Source organism: Nocardia sp. 149-1B (assembly GCF_057747975.1).
This window is the reverse complement of record NZ_CM173233.1, coordinates 4,839,357-4,854,081: the sequence shown is the minus strand read 5'-3', so window position 1 is coordinate 4,854,081 and position 14,725 is coordinate 4,839,357. Positions and strand designations below refer to the sequence as shown.

Sequence of the window (14,725 nt, the reverse complement as noted above, 5' to 3'; positions counted from 1 at the left end):
GCTAGTGTCGTGACATGGACATTGGACTCGTCGGCCTCGGCAAGATGGGTGGCAACATGCGCACCCGGCTCCGCGATGCAGGGCACACCGTGGTCGGCTTCGACCGCAACCCGGATCTCGCAGACGCCGACAGCCTCGAGGCGATGGTGGAGCGACTGCCCTCCCCCAAGGTCGTCTGGGTCATGGTTCCCTCCGGTGACCCGACCCGCGACACGATCCGTCAGCTCGCCGGCCTCCTCGCCGAGGGCGACCTCGTCGTCGACGGCGGCAACAGCAGGTGGACCGACGACCAGGTCAACGCGGAGCTCCTCGCCGAGCGTGGCATCGGCTTCGTCGACTGCGGTGTGTCCGGCGGCGTCTGGGGTCTGAAGAACGGTTACGCCCTGATGTGCGGCGGCACCGACGAGGACGTGGCGAAGGTCCAGCCCGCTCTCGACGCGCTCAAGCCCGAGGAGGGCGGCTTCGTCCACGCCGGCAAGAAGCCCGGCGCCGGGCACTTCGCGAAGATGGTCCACAACGGCATCGAGTACGCGATGATGCAGAGCTACGCCGAGGGCTGGGAGCTGCTCGAGAAGGTCGACCTGGTCGACAACGTCACCGAGGTCTTCGACTCCTGGCGCTCCGGCACCGTCATCCGCTCCTGGCTGCTCGACCTCCTCGTCGCCGCGCTCGAGGAGGACGGCCACCTCGACAAGATCGCCGGCTACGCCGACGACTCCGGCGAGGGCCGGTGGACCGTCGAGGCCGCGATCGACAACGCCGTACCCATGCACGTGATCGCCGCGTCGCTGTTTGCCCGGTTCACCTCCCGGCAGGACGACAGCCCGGCGATGAAGGCGGTCGCCGCCATGCGCAACCAGTTCGGCGGGCACGCCGTGCACACCGAGCCTCCAGCCGGAGGAGACGTGGGTGAGTGAGGCGCGCGAGCCGAGGAGCTGCGCGCGAGCGCAGCGAGCAAGCGCAGCCGTAGCCGAGTCGGCGGAAACGGAGCGCAGCGAAGCGAGCACCGTACTGCGCCGACTCGGCGGGAGCGGGCCTGTCGCACCTGCGCCGCACCGACCTCGCGAGCGGCCATGTACGTATCGCACCTGAGCCTCCACGACTTCCGGTCCTACGCCACGGCCGAGGTCGAGCTGTCCCCCGGGGTCACCGCGTTCGTCGGCCGCAACGGTCAGGGCAAGACCAACCTGATCGAGGCGATCGACTACCTCTCCCGGCTGAGCTCGCACCGGGTCGCGAGCGACGCGCCGCTCGTGCGCGCCGGGGCAGAGCAGGCGGTGGTGCGAGCCGCGGTCGTGCGCGACGGGCGTACGGCGGTCCTGGAGATCGAGCTCAACCCCGGACGGTCCAACCGGGCGCGGGTCAACCGCTCGCCGCTCCCCCGCGCCCGGGACCTGGTCGGCCTGGTGCGCACGGTGGTCTTCTCGCCCGAGGACCTCACGCTGGTCAAGGGCGACCCCGCCGACCGGCGTCGGTTCCTCGACGACCTCCTGGTGCTGCGCGCACCCCGGCTGGCCGGTGTCCGCGCGGACTACGAGCGGATCCTGCGCCAGCGCAACTCCCTGCTGAAGACCGTGCGCCAGGCCGGCCGTCGGTCGTCGCCACCAGAGACCCTCGCGGTCTGGGACGAGCACCTCGCCGAGGTCGGTGCGGAGCTGCTCGCCGAGCGGCTGGCGCTGGTGGAGGCGTTACGGCCCTACGTCGGCAAGGCCTACGAGACCGTGGCACGCGGGGCCAGCCGCGACGACGCGGACATCGACTACAAGCCGTCCTTCGACCTCGAGGGCCGGACCGGTCGCGCCGACCTGGTCGAGGCGCTGCTCGCCGAGATCGAGAGGCGCCGTGGCGACGAGCTGGACCGCGGGGTCTCACTCGTCGGCCCGCACCGTGACGAGCTGGTGCTCAGCCTCGGGCACGGTCCGGGCGAGGGCCGGCTGCCCGTGAAGGGCTACGCCTCGCACGGGGAGTCCTGGTCCTTCGCGCTGGCGCTGCGGCTGGCGTCGTACGACCTGCTGCGCGCGGACGGCGACGACCCGATCCTGATCCTCGACGACGTCTTCGCCGAGCTCGACACCGAGCGGCGCGCCCAGCTCGCGGACCTGGTCGTCGGCGCCGAGCAGGTGCTGGTCACGGCCGCGGTCGCCGCGGACGTGCCGGACGGGCTGGCCGGCACCCGTTTCAGCGTCGGCAACGGTGAGGTGGTCCGGGTCGATGACGACTGAGGGCGATGTCCCCGGCACGGAGGGTGAGCCCGAACGACGCGACGACGGACTCGACCTGGCCAAGGCGCTGACGCGCGCGACCGCGAAGTCGACCCCGGCCGCACGCCGCAAGGTCCGCCGCAAGGACGCCCCCACCCGGGGCCGGGTGAGCGGCGCCCACCCCGACGACCGCGACCCGCAGCTCCTCGACACGACGCTCTCGCGGCTCGTCGACGACCACGGGTGGGAGCTCGACCTGCGGGTGCACGGGGTGTTCGGGCGGTGGGCCGAGCTGGTCGGCGCCGAGATCGGGCTGCACTGCACGCCGGAGTCCTTCGCCGAGGGGCGGCTGGTGGTGCGCACCGACTCCACCGCCTGGGCGACCCAGCTCCGGCTGCTCGCGCCGACCGTCGTACGCCGGCTCAACGAGGAGCTCGGTCACGGCACCGTCACGCTGATCGAGGTCCTCGGACCGCACGGCCCGACCTGGAAGAAGGGCCCGCGCTCGGTCCGCGACGGCCGCGGGCCCCGCGACACCTACGGCTGAGGATCTCCGGTCGGCTGACCGGCGATATGGCGATCTGAGGCGGTCGCGCAGGTATGGGGACCCATCTCCACCCCTGCTGGGCGCTCCCGGAGGCCCTCACGAGCCGCTCAGAGGTGCATTTTCCGGCGGTTGTCCCCAGGCTCCGGGTCGCGCGCGTGGGATAGGGGCCTCAGAGCGCTATCATGGGGATCGGGTCGTCAGCCTGTCGTGCGGCGGCCCTGTGCATGTCTATCTGCCATGTCACAGGTGCGTGTGTTCAACGCCCCGGCCCCGTGCCGGCGGCCCGTCGCGAAGAGGTGTGTGTGTCGGACGAGACCCCGATCGAGAAGCCGGCCGAGACGCCGATCGACGAAGGCGCCACACCCGAGACCACCGACCGCCGGCCCAACGGAGTCGAGTACGACGCCTCCGCGATCCAGGTCCTCGAGGGTCTCGAGGCGGTCCGCAAGCGGCCCGGCATGTACATCGGCTCGACCGGTGAGCGCGGTCTCCACCACCTGATCTGGGAGATCGTCGACAACGCTGTCGACGAGGCCCTGGCCGGCTACTGCGACCGGATCGTGGTCACGCTGATGGCCGACGGCGCCGTGCGTGTCGAGGACAACGGCCGCGGCATCCCCACCGACACGGCGCCCGGGCAGGAGCTGCCCGCGCTGACGCTCGCGCTGACCGTGCTGCACGCGGGCGGCAAGTTCGGCGGCGGCGGCTACAAGGTCTCCGGCGGTCTGCACGGCGTGGGCGTCTCCGTCGTCAACGCGCTGTCCTCCCGCGTGGTCGCCGAGGTCCGCAACCGTGGCCACCTGTGGCGCCAGAGCTTCGCGATCGGCGTCCCCGAGGGGCCGCTCGAGGAGGTTCGCGCGATGCAGCCCGGCGAGCGCACCGGCACCACGATCACGTACTGGGCCTCGCCCGACATCTTCGAGACCACGACGTACTCCCTCGAGACGATCACGGCGCGGATCCGCGAGTACGCCTTCCTCAACAAGGGTCTCGAGATCGTCGTGCGCGACGAGCGGCCCGCGGCCGCCGAGATTCTCGACGCCGTCGAGGACGACACGGTCGACAACGCCATCGACGACGCCGGCCACGACGCGATCAAGCGCGGTGACGCCGGCGCGCTCGAGCAGGTCTTCAAGTACGAGCGCGGCCTGGTCGACTACGTCGAGCACCTCAACCGCCGCAAGACGCCGTCGAACCCGACGGTCATCGCCTTCGAGGCGCACACCCCCGAGTCGGTCGAGAACCACATGAGCCTCGAGGTGGCGATGCAGTGGAACACCTCGTTCTCCGAGTCGGTCCACACCTTCGCCAACACGATCAACACCCACGAGGGCGGCACCCACGAGGAGGGCTTCCGTGCGGCGCTCACCTCGCTGGTCAACAACTGGGGCTTCGAGTGGGGGCTGATGAAGAAGCCCGAGGACCGGGTCTCGGGAGACGACATCCGCGAGGGCCTGACGGCGATCATCTCGATCAAGATGGGCGAGCCGCAGTTCGAGGGCCAGACCAAGACCAAGCTCGGCAACACCGAGGCCAAGGGGTTCGTGCAGCGCGTGGTCAACGACCAGCTCGGTGCCTGGCTCGAGCAGAACCCCGCCGAGGGTCGCGACATCATCCGCAAGTCGCAGGCCGCAGCCGTGGCCCGCATCGCCGCGCGCAAGGCGCGTGACCTGGCTCGCGACCGCAAGGGCCTGCTCGGCCGAACCGGCCTGCCCGGCAAGCTGTCGGACTGCCAGTCGACCAACCCCGCCGAGTGCGAGGTCTTCATCGTCGAGGGTGACTCCGCCGGTGGCTCGGCCCGGCAGGGTCGCGACCCGCGGATCCAGGCGATCCTCCCGATCCGCGGCAAGATCCTCAACGTCGAGAAGGCCCGCATCGACAAGGTCCTGGGCAACCAGGAGGTGCAGTCGATCATCTCCGCACTGGGCACCGGCATCCAGGATGAGTTCGCGATCGACAAGCTGCGCTACCACAAGGTCGTGCTGATGGCCGACGCCGACGTCGACGGCCACCACATCAACACGCTCCTGCTGACCCTGCTGTTCCGGTTCATGAAGCCCTTGATCGAGGGTGGCTACGTCTACATGGCTCAGCCGCCGCTCTACCGGCTGCGGTGGAACAAGCCCCACGAGCACGAGTTCGTCTACTCCGACTCCGAGCGCGACGCCCTGCTGCGCGACGGGCAGGCGGCCGGCAAGAAGCTGCCCAAGGAGAACCCCGTCCAGCGCTACAAGGGTCTGGGCGAGATGAACGCCAAGGAGCTGTGGGAGACCACGATGGACCCCGAGCAGCGGCTGATGCTGCAGGTGACCCTCGACGACGCCGCCCACGCCGACGAGATCTTCTCGATCCTCATGGGTGAGGACGTCGAGCAGCGCCGATCCTTCATCCAGCGCAACGCCAAGGACGTCCGATTCCTGGATATCTAGCCGTCTAGCAATAGACCTAGATTCCGGTAGAGCCGACCAGAGAGAACAAGACCAGTGACTGAGACCCCCACTGACGGCAGCGGACCCGGCGGCCGTATCGAGCCCGTCGAGCTGCAGACCTCGATGCAGCGCGCCTACATCGACTACGCGATGGCGGTCATCGTCGGCCGGGCGCTCCCCGACGTGCGAGACGGGCTCAAGCCCGTGCACCGCCGGGTGCTCTACGCGATGTACGACGGCGGCTACCGCCCCGACCGCGGGTTCTCCAAGTGCTCGCGCGTCGTCGGCGACGTCATGGGTCAGTACCACCCCCACGGCGACACCGCGATCTACGACACCCTGGTCCGGCTCGCGCAGCCCTGGGTGATGCGCGCGCCGCTGGTCCAGGGACAGGGCAACTTCGGCTCGCCGGGCAACGACTCGGCGGCCGCGATGCGTTACACCGAGTGCCGGATGGCGCCGCTGGCCATGGAGATGGTCCGCGACATCAACGAGGACACCGTCGACTTCCAGCCCAACTACGACGGTCGCTCCGAGGAGCCGGTGGTCCTGCCCGCCCGGTTCCCCAACCTGCTGGTCAACGGTTCGGCCGGCATCGCGGTCGGCATGGCCACCAACATCCCGCCGCACAACCTGCGTGAGGTCGCCGAGGGTGCCCGGTGGGCCCTCGAGCACCCCGACGCCAGCCGGGAGGAGCTGCAGGACGCGCTGATCGAGCGCATCAAGGGCCCCGACTTCCCCAACGGCGCCTTGATCGTCGGGCGGCAGGGCATCGAGCAGGCCTACCGCACCGGCCGCGGGTCGGTCACCCAGCGTGCGGTGATCGAGGTCGACGAGGACGCCAAGGGCCGCACCTGCCTGGTGATCACCGAGCTGCCCTACATGGTCAACCCGGACAACCTCGCGCTGAAGATCGCCGAGCTCGCCGACTCCGGCAAGGTGCAGGGCATCTCCGACGTCCGCGACGACACCTCGGACCGCACCGGCCAGCGTCTGGTGATCGTGCTCAAGCGCGACGCCGTCGCGCGCGTGGTGCTCAACAACCTGCTCAAGCACACCGAGCTGCAGACCAACTTCAGCGCCAACATGCTCGCGCTGGTCGACGGCGTGCCGCGCACCCTGACGATCGACCAGTTCATCAGCAACTGGGTCACCCACCAGATCGAGGTGATCCGGCGCCGGACCGAGTTCCGCCTCGCCGAGGCCGAGAAGCGGGCCCACGTGCTGCGCGGCCTGGTCAAGGCGCTCGACATGCTCGACGAGGTGATCGCGCTCATCCGGCGCTCGCCCGAGGTCGACGACGCACGCCAGGGCCTGATCGAGCTGCTCGACATCGACGAGATCCAGGCCAACGCGATCCTGGACATGCAGCTGCGCCGTCTGGCGGCGCTCGAGCGGCAGCGGATCGTCGACCAGCTCGCCGAGATCGAGCTCGAGATCGCCGACCTGCAGGACATCCTCGCGAATGTCGCGCGGCAGCGGCAGATCGTCGCCGACGAGCTCGGCGAGATCGTCGAGCGGTACGGCAACGACCGGCGTACCCAGATCATCGCGGCCGTCGGCGACCTCTCGATGGAGGACCTGATCCCCGACGAGGAGCTCGTCGTCTCCATCACCCGGGGTGGCTACGCCAAGCGCACCCGTGCCGACCAGTACCGCACCCAGAAGCGCGGCGGCAAGGGCGTGCGCGGCGCGACCCTGCGCGGCGACGACGTCGTTGAGCACTTCATCTCGACGACCAACCACCACTGGCTGCTGTTCTTCACCACCGCCGGCCGGGTCTACCGCACCAAGGCCTACAACCTGCCCGAGGCGTCACGCGATGCCAAGGGCGGCCACGTGGCCGGGCTGCTGAGCTTCCAGCCCGACGAGAACATCGCCCAGGTGCTGGCGATCCGTGACTACGAGCAGGCGCCGTACCTCGTGCTGGCCACGCGCAGCGGCCTGGTGAAGAAGACGCGACTGGGCGACTACAACAGCCCCCGCCAGGCCGGCGTCATCGCGATCAACTTCCGCGAGGACGACGACGAGCTGATCGGCGCCGAGCTGGTCAACGCCGCGGACCACATCCTGCTGGTGTCGCGCAAGGGTCAGGCGATCCGCTTCCCTGCCGACGACAGCCAGCTGCGGCCGATGGGCCGGGCCACCTCCGGTGTCGCGGGCATGAAGTTCCGCGCGGGCGACTCGCTGCTGTCGATGTCGGTCATCCGGGCCGAGCAGGTCGCGGCCGAGGAGGCCGCCCAGGCGAAGGCCGAGGCGGCCGGCGAGTCCACCGCGGCCGGTGACCTGCCCGACGTCAAGGAGCAGTACGTCTTCACGATCACCGACGGTGGCTTCGCCAAGCGCTCGCGCATCTCGGAGTACCGCCTCCAGTCGCGCGGCGGCCTCGGCATCAAGGCGATGTCGCTCCAGAACGAGGAGCGCGGCCACCTGGTCGGTGCGTTCATCGTGGTCGAGGGCGACGAGATCCTCTCGATCACGCAGAACGGCCAGGTCGTCCGCAGCCCGATCAACGCCGACTTCCGGCCCACCGGACGCTCGACCATGGGCGTGAAGTTCGTGACGCCGAAGTCGGGTGACGCGGTCGCGGTGGTGGCCAGGTCGGTGGAGGCCCGTGACGAGGAGACCGAGGACGACCAGGTCGCCGACGGCGAGGGCACCGAGGTTGACGAGTCGTCGGATCAGGGTACGGATGCAACAATCGAGGAGTCTGGCGCGTCTGAGGTGACGAGCCAGGCCGACAGCGAGGGTGACACCGAGCCTGATACCGACGCAGGAGAGTGACGGCTGATGACCGACCGCCAGGACACCGCCGTCCGCGCACCCCTCGGCGAGCGGATCTCGGCCAAGCTGAGCAACGCCGCCGATGAGCACCGTGCCAACGCGCGACCCGAGTCCGGCAAGGCGTCCGCCAAGGCCGCTGCCGGGCGACGACCCCCACGCCGCGCCCGCCTCCGGCTGACCCGGGTCGACCCGTGGTCGGTGATGAAGACGGCGTTCCTGCTCGCGGTCGCGTTCGCGGTCGTGACCGTGGTGTCGGTCTTCATCATCTGGTCGGTGCTCTCGGCAGCTGGGGTCTGGGACTCCATCAACAGCACGGTGCGCGACGTCGTGGGCGGTCAGGACGCGGCCGACTGGGACGTGGAGAAGTACGTCGGGCTGTCCCGGGTCATGGGCTTCACGATCCTGGTCTCGGTCGTCGACGTCGTGCTGATCACCGCGATCGCCACCCTGGGGGCGTTCCTCTACAACATGTCGGCGGCCCTGGTCGGCGGCGTCGAGCTCACCCTCGCCGAGGACGACCGCTGATCGCAGGTCGCCGTACGGTAGGGCCCGTTTTGTCGCGGGGTTCCGCCGTCCGGTAGTGTCTCCCCTCGGTCCCGGGCCTATAGCTCAGACGGTTAGAGCGCTTCCCTGATAAGGAAGAGGTCACAGGTTCAAGTCCTGTTAGGCCCACCATCCGCACCACCACCCCGATCCCGTGGGAGCACCGATGAAGAAGATCCTCCTCGTCCTGCTGGCGGTCGGCGGCGCCGTCTTCGCCAAGCGCAAGATGGACGAGAGCAAGCAGGAGCAGGCCCTGTGGGCCGAGGCGACCGACCCGGTCGACCGGCCCTGAGCTCTCCCCGATCCCTGGTCGTCGAGACCGTCACGGGGCCTTGGCGCAATTGGTAGCGCACCTGCTTTGCAAGCAGGGGGTTAGGGGTTCGAGTCCCCTAGGCTCCACCACTCTGCTCGTTCCCGCCGTCGGCGCGTGTCCAGACCATGTCCGTACGGCGGCGCGACCCCGGCTAGCCTGACGCGGTCGTCTCGGGACCGCCTCCGGAAGGGTCTCCCGTGCGATCCCTGCGCTTGTGCGCCGCTGTCGTCGCCACCGCTCTCGCCCTCAGCGCCGCTGGGACACTCGGCGCCACGGCAGCGGACGCGGCTCCCGCCCCGGGCACGCTCACGGTGAACCTCGTCGACGAGCACGGCGGTCCGATGCCGGGGATGACCTACGTGGTCTCCGGCCAGGGCGTCGCCGGCGACAGCCAGCAGGGAACGGCCTCGCACGCGTTCACGCTGCCGGCCGGGGCGTACGCCGTCGTGGCGATCACGCCGTGGGGCGGGCTCCAGTGCGCCGGCATCGACGTCTGCGACTTCGCGGCCGTGAGCGGGGGGACGGCTCTGCCGAACGGCGAGCTCGCCGTCCAGGCCGGTCAGGACACGCCGGTCACGATCACCGGGGCGCAACCGGCGAGCCTCACCGGCCCTGGGCGGATCGGCGCTCCGCTGACCATGACGTTCTCACCCGGTATGTCCAGCCTGCTGGACTACCTGGGCCGGGTGGGAGCGGCCCTCGCGCCGACCGTGACCTGGCTGCGCAACGGCGTGCCGATCGGCGGGGGAACGAACCTGACGGCGTACACGCCGGTTGCTGCCGACGCCGGCAAGTCGGTCTCCGCCCGGCTGGAGTACATCGGTCTCTCCCTCACCCAGTTCCAGATGATCGCTGGCGGCACGCTCACACCGCGGACGACCAACGCGATCCGGGTCGGGAAGGTCGCCACCAGGACGTTCACGATCCTCTCCAAGCCACAGGTCGGGGCGGGCGAGCGTGGTCGGGCTCGGGTCGAGGTGACCGGCCAGAACGTCATCGTCACCGGCAAGGTCCTGATGAGCCTGGGCGACTGGTCGCAGACGCGGACCCTGCGCAACGGCACGGCGCGCTTCGTGCTGCCGCAGCTGAAGCCGGGCACATACTCCGTTGTCGCGCGATACGTCGGCAACACGACCTACCAGCCGTCGACAGGCCAGCAGCGCACGCTGATCGTCACGAGGTAGCGCCCGCGCGTGCAGTGAGTGCGCCGTCGGTCGTGATGGTCGGCCTCCAGGTGATGGGGGTGAGGGGTTCGAGGCTCCACCCACGTGTCCGGACCGCGACGAGCCGCGGCCCCGATCGAGGAGGTCAGCCCTCCCAGCGGCCGCGGTGCAGCACCCGGCGTACGGCGAGATCCTCCAGCACCACCGCGTCGGCGCGGCGTCCCGGCACCAGCGCCCCGACGTCGTCGAGGCCGAGCATCGCGGCCGGCGCGAGCGTGGCGGCGTGGAGTGCGGCCTCGAGTGGCAGCCCGATCTGGTGGACGGCGTACCGCACCGCGTCCGCCATCGTCAGTGTCGACCCGGCGATCGTGTCGCTGCCGGCCAGCCGGGCCACCCCGCCGCGCACCTCGACGACCAGGCGCCCGAGCCGGTAGTCGCCGTCCTCGGCCGCTGCGGCCGCCATGGCGTCGGTGACCAGCACCGTCCGGTGCGGCTTGGCCCGGGCCGCCACCCGCAGCGCCGCGGGGTGGACGTGGACGCCGTCGGCGACCAGCTCCACGTACGCCTCGTCGCGCTCGAGCAGCGCCGCCACCGGCCCGGGGGCTCGATGCTGCAAGCCGGGCATCGCGTTGAAGAGGTGGGTGCCCACGGTGGCGCCGGCGTCCAGCGCCGCGCACGCCTGGTCGTACGTCGCGTCCGTGTGGCCGATGGCGCTCACGACGCCCGCCCGGCCCAGCCGGCGGATCGCGTCGAGACCACCAGCGCGTTCGGGGGCAAGCGTCACCATCCGCAGGTGGCCCCGGGCGGCCTCGACCAGCGCGTCGACGTCGGCCGGTGCCGGGTCGCAGAGCAGCCGTGGGTCGTGTGCGCCGGACCGGCGGGCACTCAGCCACGGACCCTCGAGGTGGATGCCGGCGACCACACCGTCGTCGGCGAGCTCCGCGAGGCGCGACACCGAGCCGAGCAGCGTCTCCTGCGGAGCGGTGACCAGGCTGGCGACCATCGTCGTGGTGCCGTGCGCCAGATGGGTGCGGACGGCGATCCCCACCGCCTGCGGGTCGCCACCGTCAAACGACGCTCCTCCGCCACCGTGGGTGTGCACGTCCACGAACCCCGGCACCAGGGTGGCTCCGGCCAGCGTGACGTCCGCGGGCCGCGGCGGCTCGCCCTCCCCGACGTCCGAGATCCGGTCGCCGTCGACCAGCAGCCACCCCGGCGCGAGAGTCCGCGCCGGGGTGACGACCTGATCCGCAGTGATGAGCACGAGGCGATCTCAGGCGCTCGTGTCCGCCAGCACGATCGACTCCTCGCCCTCCTCCTCGCGACCGGGGGTCCGCAGGTTCCACCTGCGGATCACGAACCGGAAGCTGAAGTAGTAGATCGCGGCGTACCCGAGGCCGATCGGGACCAACCACAAGGGACGGCTGGCGATGTTGAAGTTCAGCAGGTAGTCGAACAGCCCGGCCGAGAACCCGAACCCGTCCTTGATGTCGAGCGCGTTCACCAAGGCGAGCGAGGTGCCGGTGAGCACTGCATGCATGAGGTAGAGCGGCCACGCGACGAACATGAACGCGAACTCGAGCGGCTCGGTCACGCCGGTGAGGAACGAGGTGAGCGCGGCGGAGAGCATGATGCCGCCGACCACCTTCTTCTGCTCCGGACGCGCCTCGTGCCAGATGGCGAGGGCGGCGGCAGGTAGGGCGAACATCATGATCGGGAAGAAGCCGGTCATGAAGGCACCGGCAGTCGGGTCCCCGTTCAGGAACCGGGCGATGTCGCCGTGGTAGACCTCGCCGCCGGTCTGGTAGCTGCCGAAGACGAACCACGGGGGGTTGTTGAGGATGTGGTGCAGCCCGAGCGGGATCAGCAGCCGGTTCATCGTGCCGTAGACGAACCCCCCGATGACGTCGTTCTCGGTGACCCACTCGCCGAGGTTGGTGAGGCCGGAGTTGAACGCCGAGTAGGCGTAGGCGGTCACCACCGCGATCACGATCGCCACCGCAGCGGTGATGATCGGGACGAACCGGCGCCCGCCGAAGAACGCGAGGTAGGGCGGCAGGGAGATGCGGTGGTAGCGCTGCCAGAGGAACGCCGAGACCAGCCCCATGACGATGCCGCCGAGGACGCCGTAGTTGATCAGCGGTTGCGTCCCGTCGTCCGCGAGGTCCAGCACGTACGGCGACATCGCGTCGCCGACGGCCTTGAAGACCAGGTAGCCGACCACGGCGGCGAGCGCCGTCGAGCCGTCGGCCTTCTTGGCCATGCCGATCGCCACCCCGACCGCGAAGAGCAGCGGGAGGTTGGCGAACAACGCGTTGCCTGCGGCACCCATCACCGTTGCTACGTGGTCCCAGCCCAGACCGTCGACACCCAGCATGTCCTTCTGCCCGAGCCGGAGCAGCAGCGCTGCTGCCGGCAGGGAGGCGATCGGCAGCATCAGGCTGCGGCCGAACTTCTGCAACGGGGCGAGGTTGAGTCTGGGGCGTCGGGACTCAGTGCCCGAGACCGCATCTGCTGTGCTCACTGCTACTTCCCTTCGGTGGTGGAGCTCGGGTCGCTGTCACGACCCAGAGACATGTGGACCTGGTAGCGGTCGCCGCGGTAGCGGGACACGACGTACTCGATGGGGATCGAGCCGGCGCGCGAGACGCGGCGGAACACCAGGAGGGGGGTGTGCACGGGTGCGTCGAGCCGGGCGGCGACCGACTCGCCCGCGGACTCGCCCCACAGGGTCTGCTCGGCGGTGTCGATGACCAGCCCGTACTCGTGCGCGAGCAGCTCGTAGAGCGAGCCGCCGAGGTCGTGCCGGTCCAGCCCGGGCAGCAGGGCCGCCGGGTGCCAGCCGTTCTCCAGCGCGATGGGCTCGTCGTCGGCGAGCCGGACCCGGTCCAGCCGCCAGGCCTTCACTCCCGCATCGAGCCCGAGCGCCGCGGCGACCTCCGCCGGCGGCTCCGCAAGCCTGATCCCGAGCAACCGGGTGGTCGGCGTGAAGCCACGCCGCCGCATGTCCTGGCTGAACGACGCGAGGTGCAGCTGCGTCTCCAGCCGGGGCCGGGCCACGAAGGTCCCGCGGCCGTGGACCCTGACCAGGAGCCCGTCCGTGACGAGCGCGCTGATCGCCTTGCGGACGGTGTCGCGGGAGACGGCGTACGTCGCCATCAGCTCCCGCTCGGACGGGATCGCCGCGTCCGGACCGAGCTCGGTGGTCGCCAGCTCGGCCAGCGCATCGCGCAGCTGCACGTGCTTGGGGCGTGGCCCGGCCGCGACCAGTCCCGAGTGCCTTGTCGCCACAGAGCCCCCTCGACGGCCTGTCCGATGATTGGTACGTTCTGGTACGTACCAGTGAGGATGATCACACCCGGCATCCTTGTCAAGGACGTGGCAGGCGCTCAAGCAGTCGAGGAGCACACATGAGCAGCAAGGCGGAACAGATCCTGGCCGGACTCGGGGGGGCCGCGAACATCGTCGAGATCGAGGCGTGCATCACCCGGCTGCGCACCGAGGTGCACGACGGCTCGAAGGTGGACGAGAAGGCGCTGCGCGCCGCGGGCGCGCACGGCGTCATCGCGAGCGGCAACGCCGTGCAGGTCGTGGTCGGTCCCGAGGCCGACAACCTGGCCGAGGACATCGAGGACCTGATGTGACGCTCGCCGTCCTCGCGCCGTGCCCGGGCCGCGTGCTCCCGTTGTCGGAGACGCCGGACCCGGTGTTCTCGACCGAGATGATGGGGCCCGGGGTCACCATCGATCCCGGCTCCGACTCCGGTGTGGTCACCGTGGTCGCGCCGATCGCGGGGAAGGTCATGGTCGTGCACCCGCACGCGTTCGTCGTGATGGGCGCCGAGGGTGTCGCCGTCCTGGTCCACCTCGGGATCGACACCGTCCGGCTCAAGGGCGAGGGCTTCGAGGTGCTCACCGAGAAGGGTGCGACCGTGCAGGTGGGGGACCCGATGGTGCGCTGGGACCCTGCCGCGATCGCCGCCCAGCACGGGATGTCCACGATGGTGCCCGTGATCGCGATGGAGCGCCCGAAGGGCACGGTGCCCCCGCCCGAGCCCGGCGCGAGAGCGGTCGTCGGCGACGTGCTCTTCACCGTCACCTCGTGATCCCTGCCGCCCTGCTGCTCGACCTGGACGGCACCCTGGTCGACACCGAGCCGGTGCACCGCGCGGCGTACCGCCGGTTCTTCGCGCATCGAGGGTGGGAGCTTCCGGACCTGTCGATCTTCACGGGCCGGCGCGCGGAGGACGTGTTCGCGACCGAGTCGGGGCCCTGGGCCGGCGAGGACCTACCTGCCCTCGTGCGCGAGGTCCTCGCGCACCTCGACCCCGCGGCCGTGCCCGAGCCGGTGCCCGGTGCCGACGCGATCCTCGCCGCCGCCGCCAAGCTCGGCGTGCCGGTCGCGATCGTGACGTCCGCCGGCCCCGCGTGGGTACGCCGGGTGGCGGCCGGATCGCTCTCACGCCTGGCCGACGTCGAGGTCCTGGTCACCTCCGAGGACGTCATCGACGGCAAGCCCCATCCGGCGGGCTACGAGCAGGCCTGCCGCCGGCTGGACGTCTCGCCGGGCGATGCCTGGGCGGTGGAGGACTCGCCTGCCGGCGTACGTGCCGCCGTGTCCGCCGGGGTCGGCGACGTCATCGGTGTCACCACCACCCACGACGCGGAGCTGCTCACGGCAGCGGGCGCGCGGCGCGCCGTCGGCGACCTGCGCCCGCTGGCTCGGGAGCTCGGCTAGCGGGGCGG

14 protein-coding genes and 2 tRNA genes are annotated in these 14,725 nt (G+C 70.6%); 13 read left to right on the top strand and 3 right to left on the bottom strand.

Translation table 11 applies throughout. From position 1 onward, the window contains the following. Window positions 1-14 precede the first annotated feature (14 nt). The 10 genes from gnd to AC3ANS_RS23240 all read left to right on the top strand — a co-directional run bounded on the left by gnd (window position 15) and on the right by AC3ANS_RS23240 (window position 10,001). Entirely contained in the window at window positions 15-917 is a 903-nt protein-coding gene (gene gnd, locus AC3ANS_RS23285; protein ID WP_488293944.1) for a phosphogluconate dehydrogenase (NAD(+)-dependent, decarboxylating), read from the top strand. 156 nt (window positions 918-1,073) lie between these two features. After that, window positions 1,074-2,222: a DNA replication/repair protein RecF gene (recF, locus tag AC3ANS_RS23280; RefSeq protein ID WP_488293943.1), complete on the top strand. Its 1,149-nt coding sequence runs from the start codon at window positions 1,074-1,076 to the stop codon at window positions 2,220-2,222. After that, on the top strand, window positions 2,212-2,748 hold the full coding sequence (locus AC3ANS_RS23275; RefSeq protein WP_488293942.1) for a DciA family protein: 537 nt from the start codon (window positions 2,212-2,214) through the stop codon (window positions 2,746-2,748). Before recF ends, AC3ANS_RS23275 begins: the two co-directional genes overlap by 11 nt. A 344-nt stretch (window positions 2,749-3,092) precedes the next feature. Then, window positions 3,093-5,177 (top strand): DNA topoisomerase (ATP-hydrolyzing) subunit B, encoded by a 2,085-nt coding sequence (gene gyrB, locus AC3ANS_RS23270; protein WP_488296554.1) that lies wholly within the window; start codon window positions 3,093-3,095, stop codon window positions 5,175-5,177. Between the two features lie 54 nt (window positions 5,178-5,231). Further along, window positions 5,232-7,961: a DNA gyrase subunit A gene (gyrA, locus tag AC3ANS_RS23265; RefSeq protein ID WP_488293941.1), complete on the top strand. Its 2,730-nt coding sequence runs from the start codon at window positions 5,232-5,234 to the stop codon at window positions 7,959-7,961. Between the two features lie 6 nt (window positions 7,962-7,967). Further along, window positions 7,968-8,486 carry a DUF3566 domain-containing protein gene (locus tag AC3ANS_RS23260; RefSeq protein WP_488293940.1) on the top strand — a complete coding sequence of 173 codons (519 nt, stop codon included), beginning with the start codon at window positions 7,968-7,970 and terminating at the stop codon, window positions 8,484-8,486. Between the two features lie 73 nt (window positions 8,487-8,559). Then, a tRNA-Ile gene (locus tag AC3ANS_RS23255) sits at window positions 8,560-8,636 on the top strand. A gap of 34 nt (window positions 8,637-8,670) precedes the next feature. Continuing rightward, window positions 8,671-8,796, top strand: coding sequence for a DLW-39 family protein (locus AC3ANS_RS23250; protein ID WP_488293939.1), 126 nt, complete (start codon window positions 8,671-8,673; stop codon window positions 8,794-8,796). A 34-nt stretch (window positions 8,797-8,830) separates the two neighbouring features. After that, window positions 8,831-8,906, top strand: a tRNA-Ala gene (locus tag AC3ANS_RS23245). A 108-nt stretch (window positions 8,907-9,014) separates the two neighbouring features. After that, on the top strand, window positions 9,015-10,001 hold the full coding sequence (locus AC3ANS_RS23240) for an Ig-like domain-containing protein (protein WP_488293938.1): 987 nt from the start codon (window positions 9,015-9,017) through the stop codon (window positions 9,999-10,001). A gap of 124 nt (window positions 10,002-10,125) precedes the next feature. On the opposite strand, the gene nagA is transcribed toward AC3ANS_RS23240, so the two are convergent. From nagA to AC3ANS_RS23225, 3 genes are all read right to left on the bottom strand, one after another. Beyond that, the gene (nagA, locus tag AC3ANS_RS23235; protein WP_488293937.1) at window positions 10,126-11,244 is read right to left on the bottom strand and encodes an N-acetylglucosamine-6-phosphate deacetylase; all 1,119 of its coding nucleotides are present in this window, start codon (window positions 11,242-11,244) and stop codon (window positions 10,126-10,128) included. 9 nt (window positions 11,245-11,253) lie between these two features. Next, window positions 11,254-12,417 carry a PTS transporter subunit EIIC gene (locus tag AC3ANS_RS23230; RefSeq protein ID WP_488296553.1) on the bottom strand — a complete coding sequence of 388 codons (1,164 nt, stop codon included), beginning with the start codon at window positions 12,415-12,417 and terminating at the stop codon, window positions 11,254-11,256. Between the two features lie 89 nt (window positions 12,418-12,506). After that, window positions 12,507-13,271 (bottom strand): GntR family transcriptional regulator, encoded by a 765-nt coding sequence (locus AC3ANS_RS23225; RefSeq protein WP_488293936.1) that lies wholly within the window; start codon window positions 13,269-13,271, stop codon window positions 12,507-12,509. Window positions 13,272-13,390: 119 nt separating this feature from the next. Here AC3ANS_RS23225 and AC3ANS_RS23220 point away from each other — a divergent pair, with 119 nt between their 5' ends. The 3 genes from AC3ANS_RS23220 to AC3ANS_RS23210 are packed head-to-tail and all read left to right on the top strand — an operon-like array spanning window position 13,391 to window position 14,717. Next, the gene (locus AC3ANS_RS23220) at window positions 13,391-13,624 is read left to right on the top strand and encodes a PTS sugar transporter subunit IIB (RefSeq protein ID WP_488293935.1); all 234 of its coding nucleotides are present in this window, start codon (window positions 13,391-13,393) and stop codon (window positions 13,622-13,624) included. Next, complete coding sequence (locus AC3ANS_RS23215; RefSeq protein WP_488293934.1) at window positions 13,621-14,085, top strand: PTS sugar transporter subunit IIA; 465 nt, start codon at window positions 13,621-13,623, stop codon at window positions 14,083-14,085. Before AC3ANS_RS23220 ends, AC3ANS_RS23215 begins: the two co-directional genes overlap by 4 nt. Beyond that, window positions 14,082-14,717, top strand: coding sequence for an HAD family hydrolase (locus AC3ANS_RS23210; RefSeq protein ID WP_488293933.1), 636 nt, complete (start codon window positions 14,082-14,084; stop codon window positions 14,715-14,717). The genes AC3ANS_RS23215 and AC3ANS_RS23210 overlap by 4 nt, the downstream gene beginning before the upstream one ends. Window positions 14,718-14,725 lie beyond the last annotated feature (8 nt).

Coding starts and splice junctions, on each gene's coding strand:
- gnd (WP_488293944.1), top strand. CDS start 15: ATGGACATTGGACTCGTCGGCCTCGGCAAGATGGGTGGCAACATGCGC.
- recF (WP_488293943.1), top strand. CDS start 1,074: ATGTACGTATCGCACCTGAGCCTCCACGACTTCCGGTCCTACGCCACG.
- AC3ANS_RS23230 (WP_488296553.1), bottom strand. CDS start 12,417: ATGCTGCCGATCGCCTCCCTGCCGGCAGCAGCGCTGCTGCTCCGGCTC.
- AC3ANS_RS23260 (WP_488293940.1), top strand. CDS start 7,968: ATGACCGACCGCCAGGACACCGCCGTCCGCGCACCCCTCGGCGAGCGG.
- AC3ANS_RS23220 (WP_488293935.1), top strand. CDS start 13,391: ATGAGCAGCAAGGCGGAACAGATCCTGGCCGGACTCGGGGGGGCCGCG.
- AC3ANS_RS23250 (WP_488293939.1), top strand. CDS start 8,671: ATGAAGAAGATCCTCCTCGTCCTGCTGGCGGTCGGCGGCGCCGTCTTC.
- AC3ANS_RS23275 (WP_488293942.1), top strand. CDS start 2,212: ATGACGACTGAGGGCGATGTCCCCGGCACGGAGGGTGAGCCCGAACGA.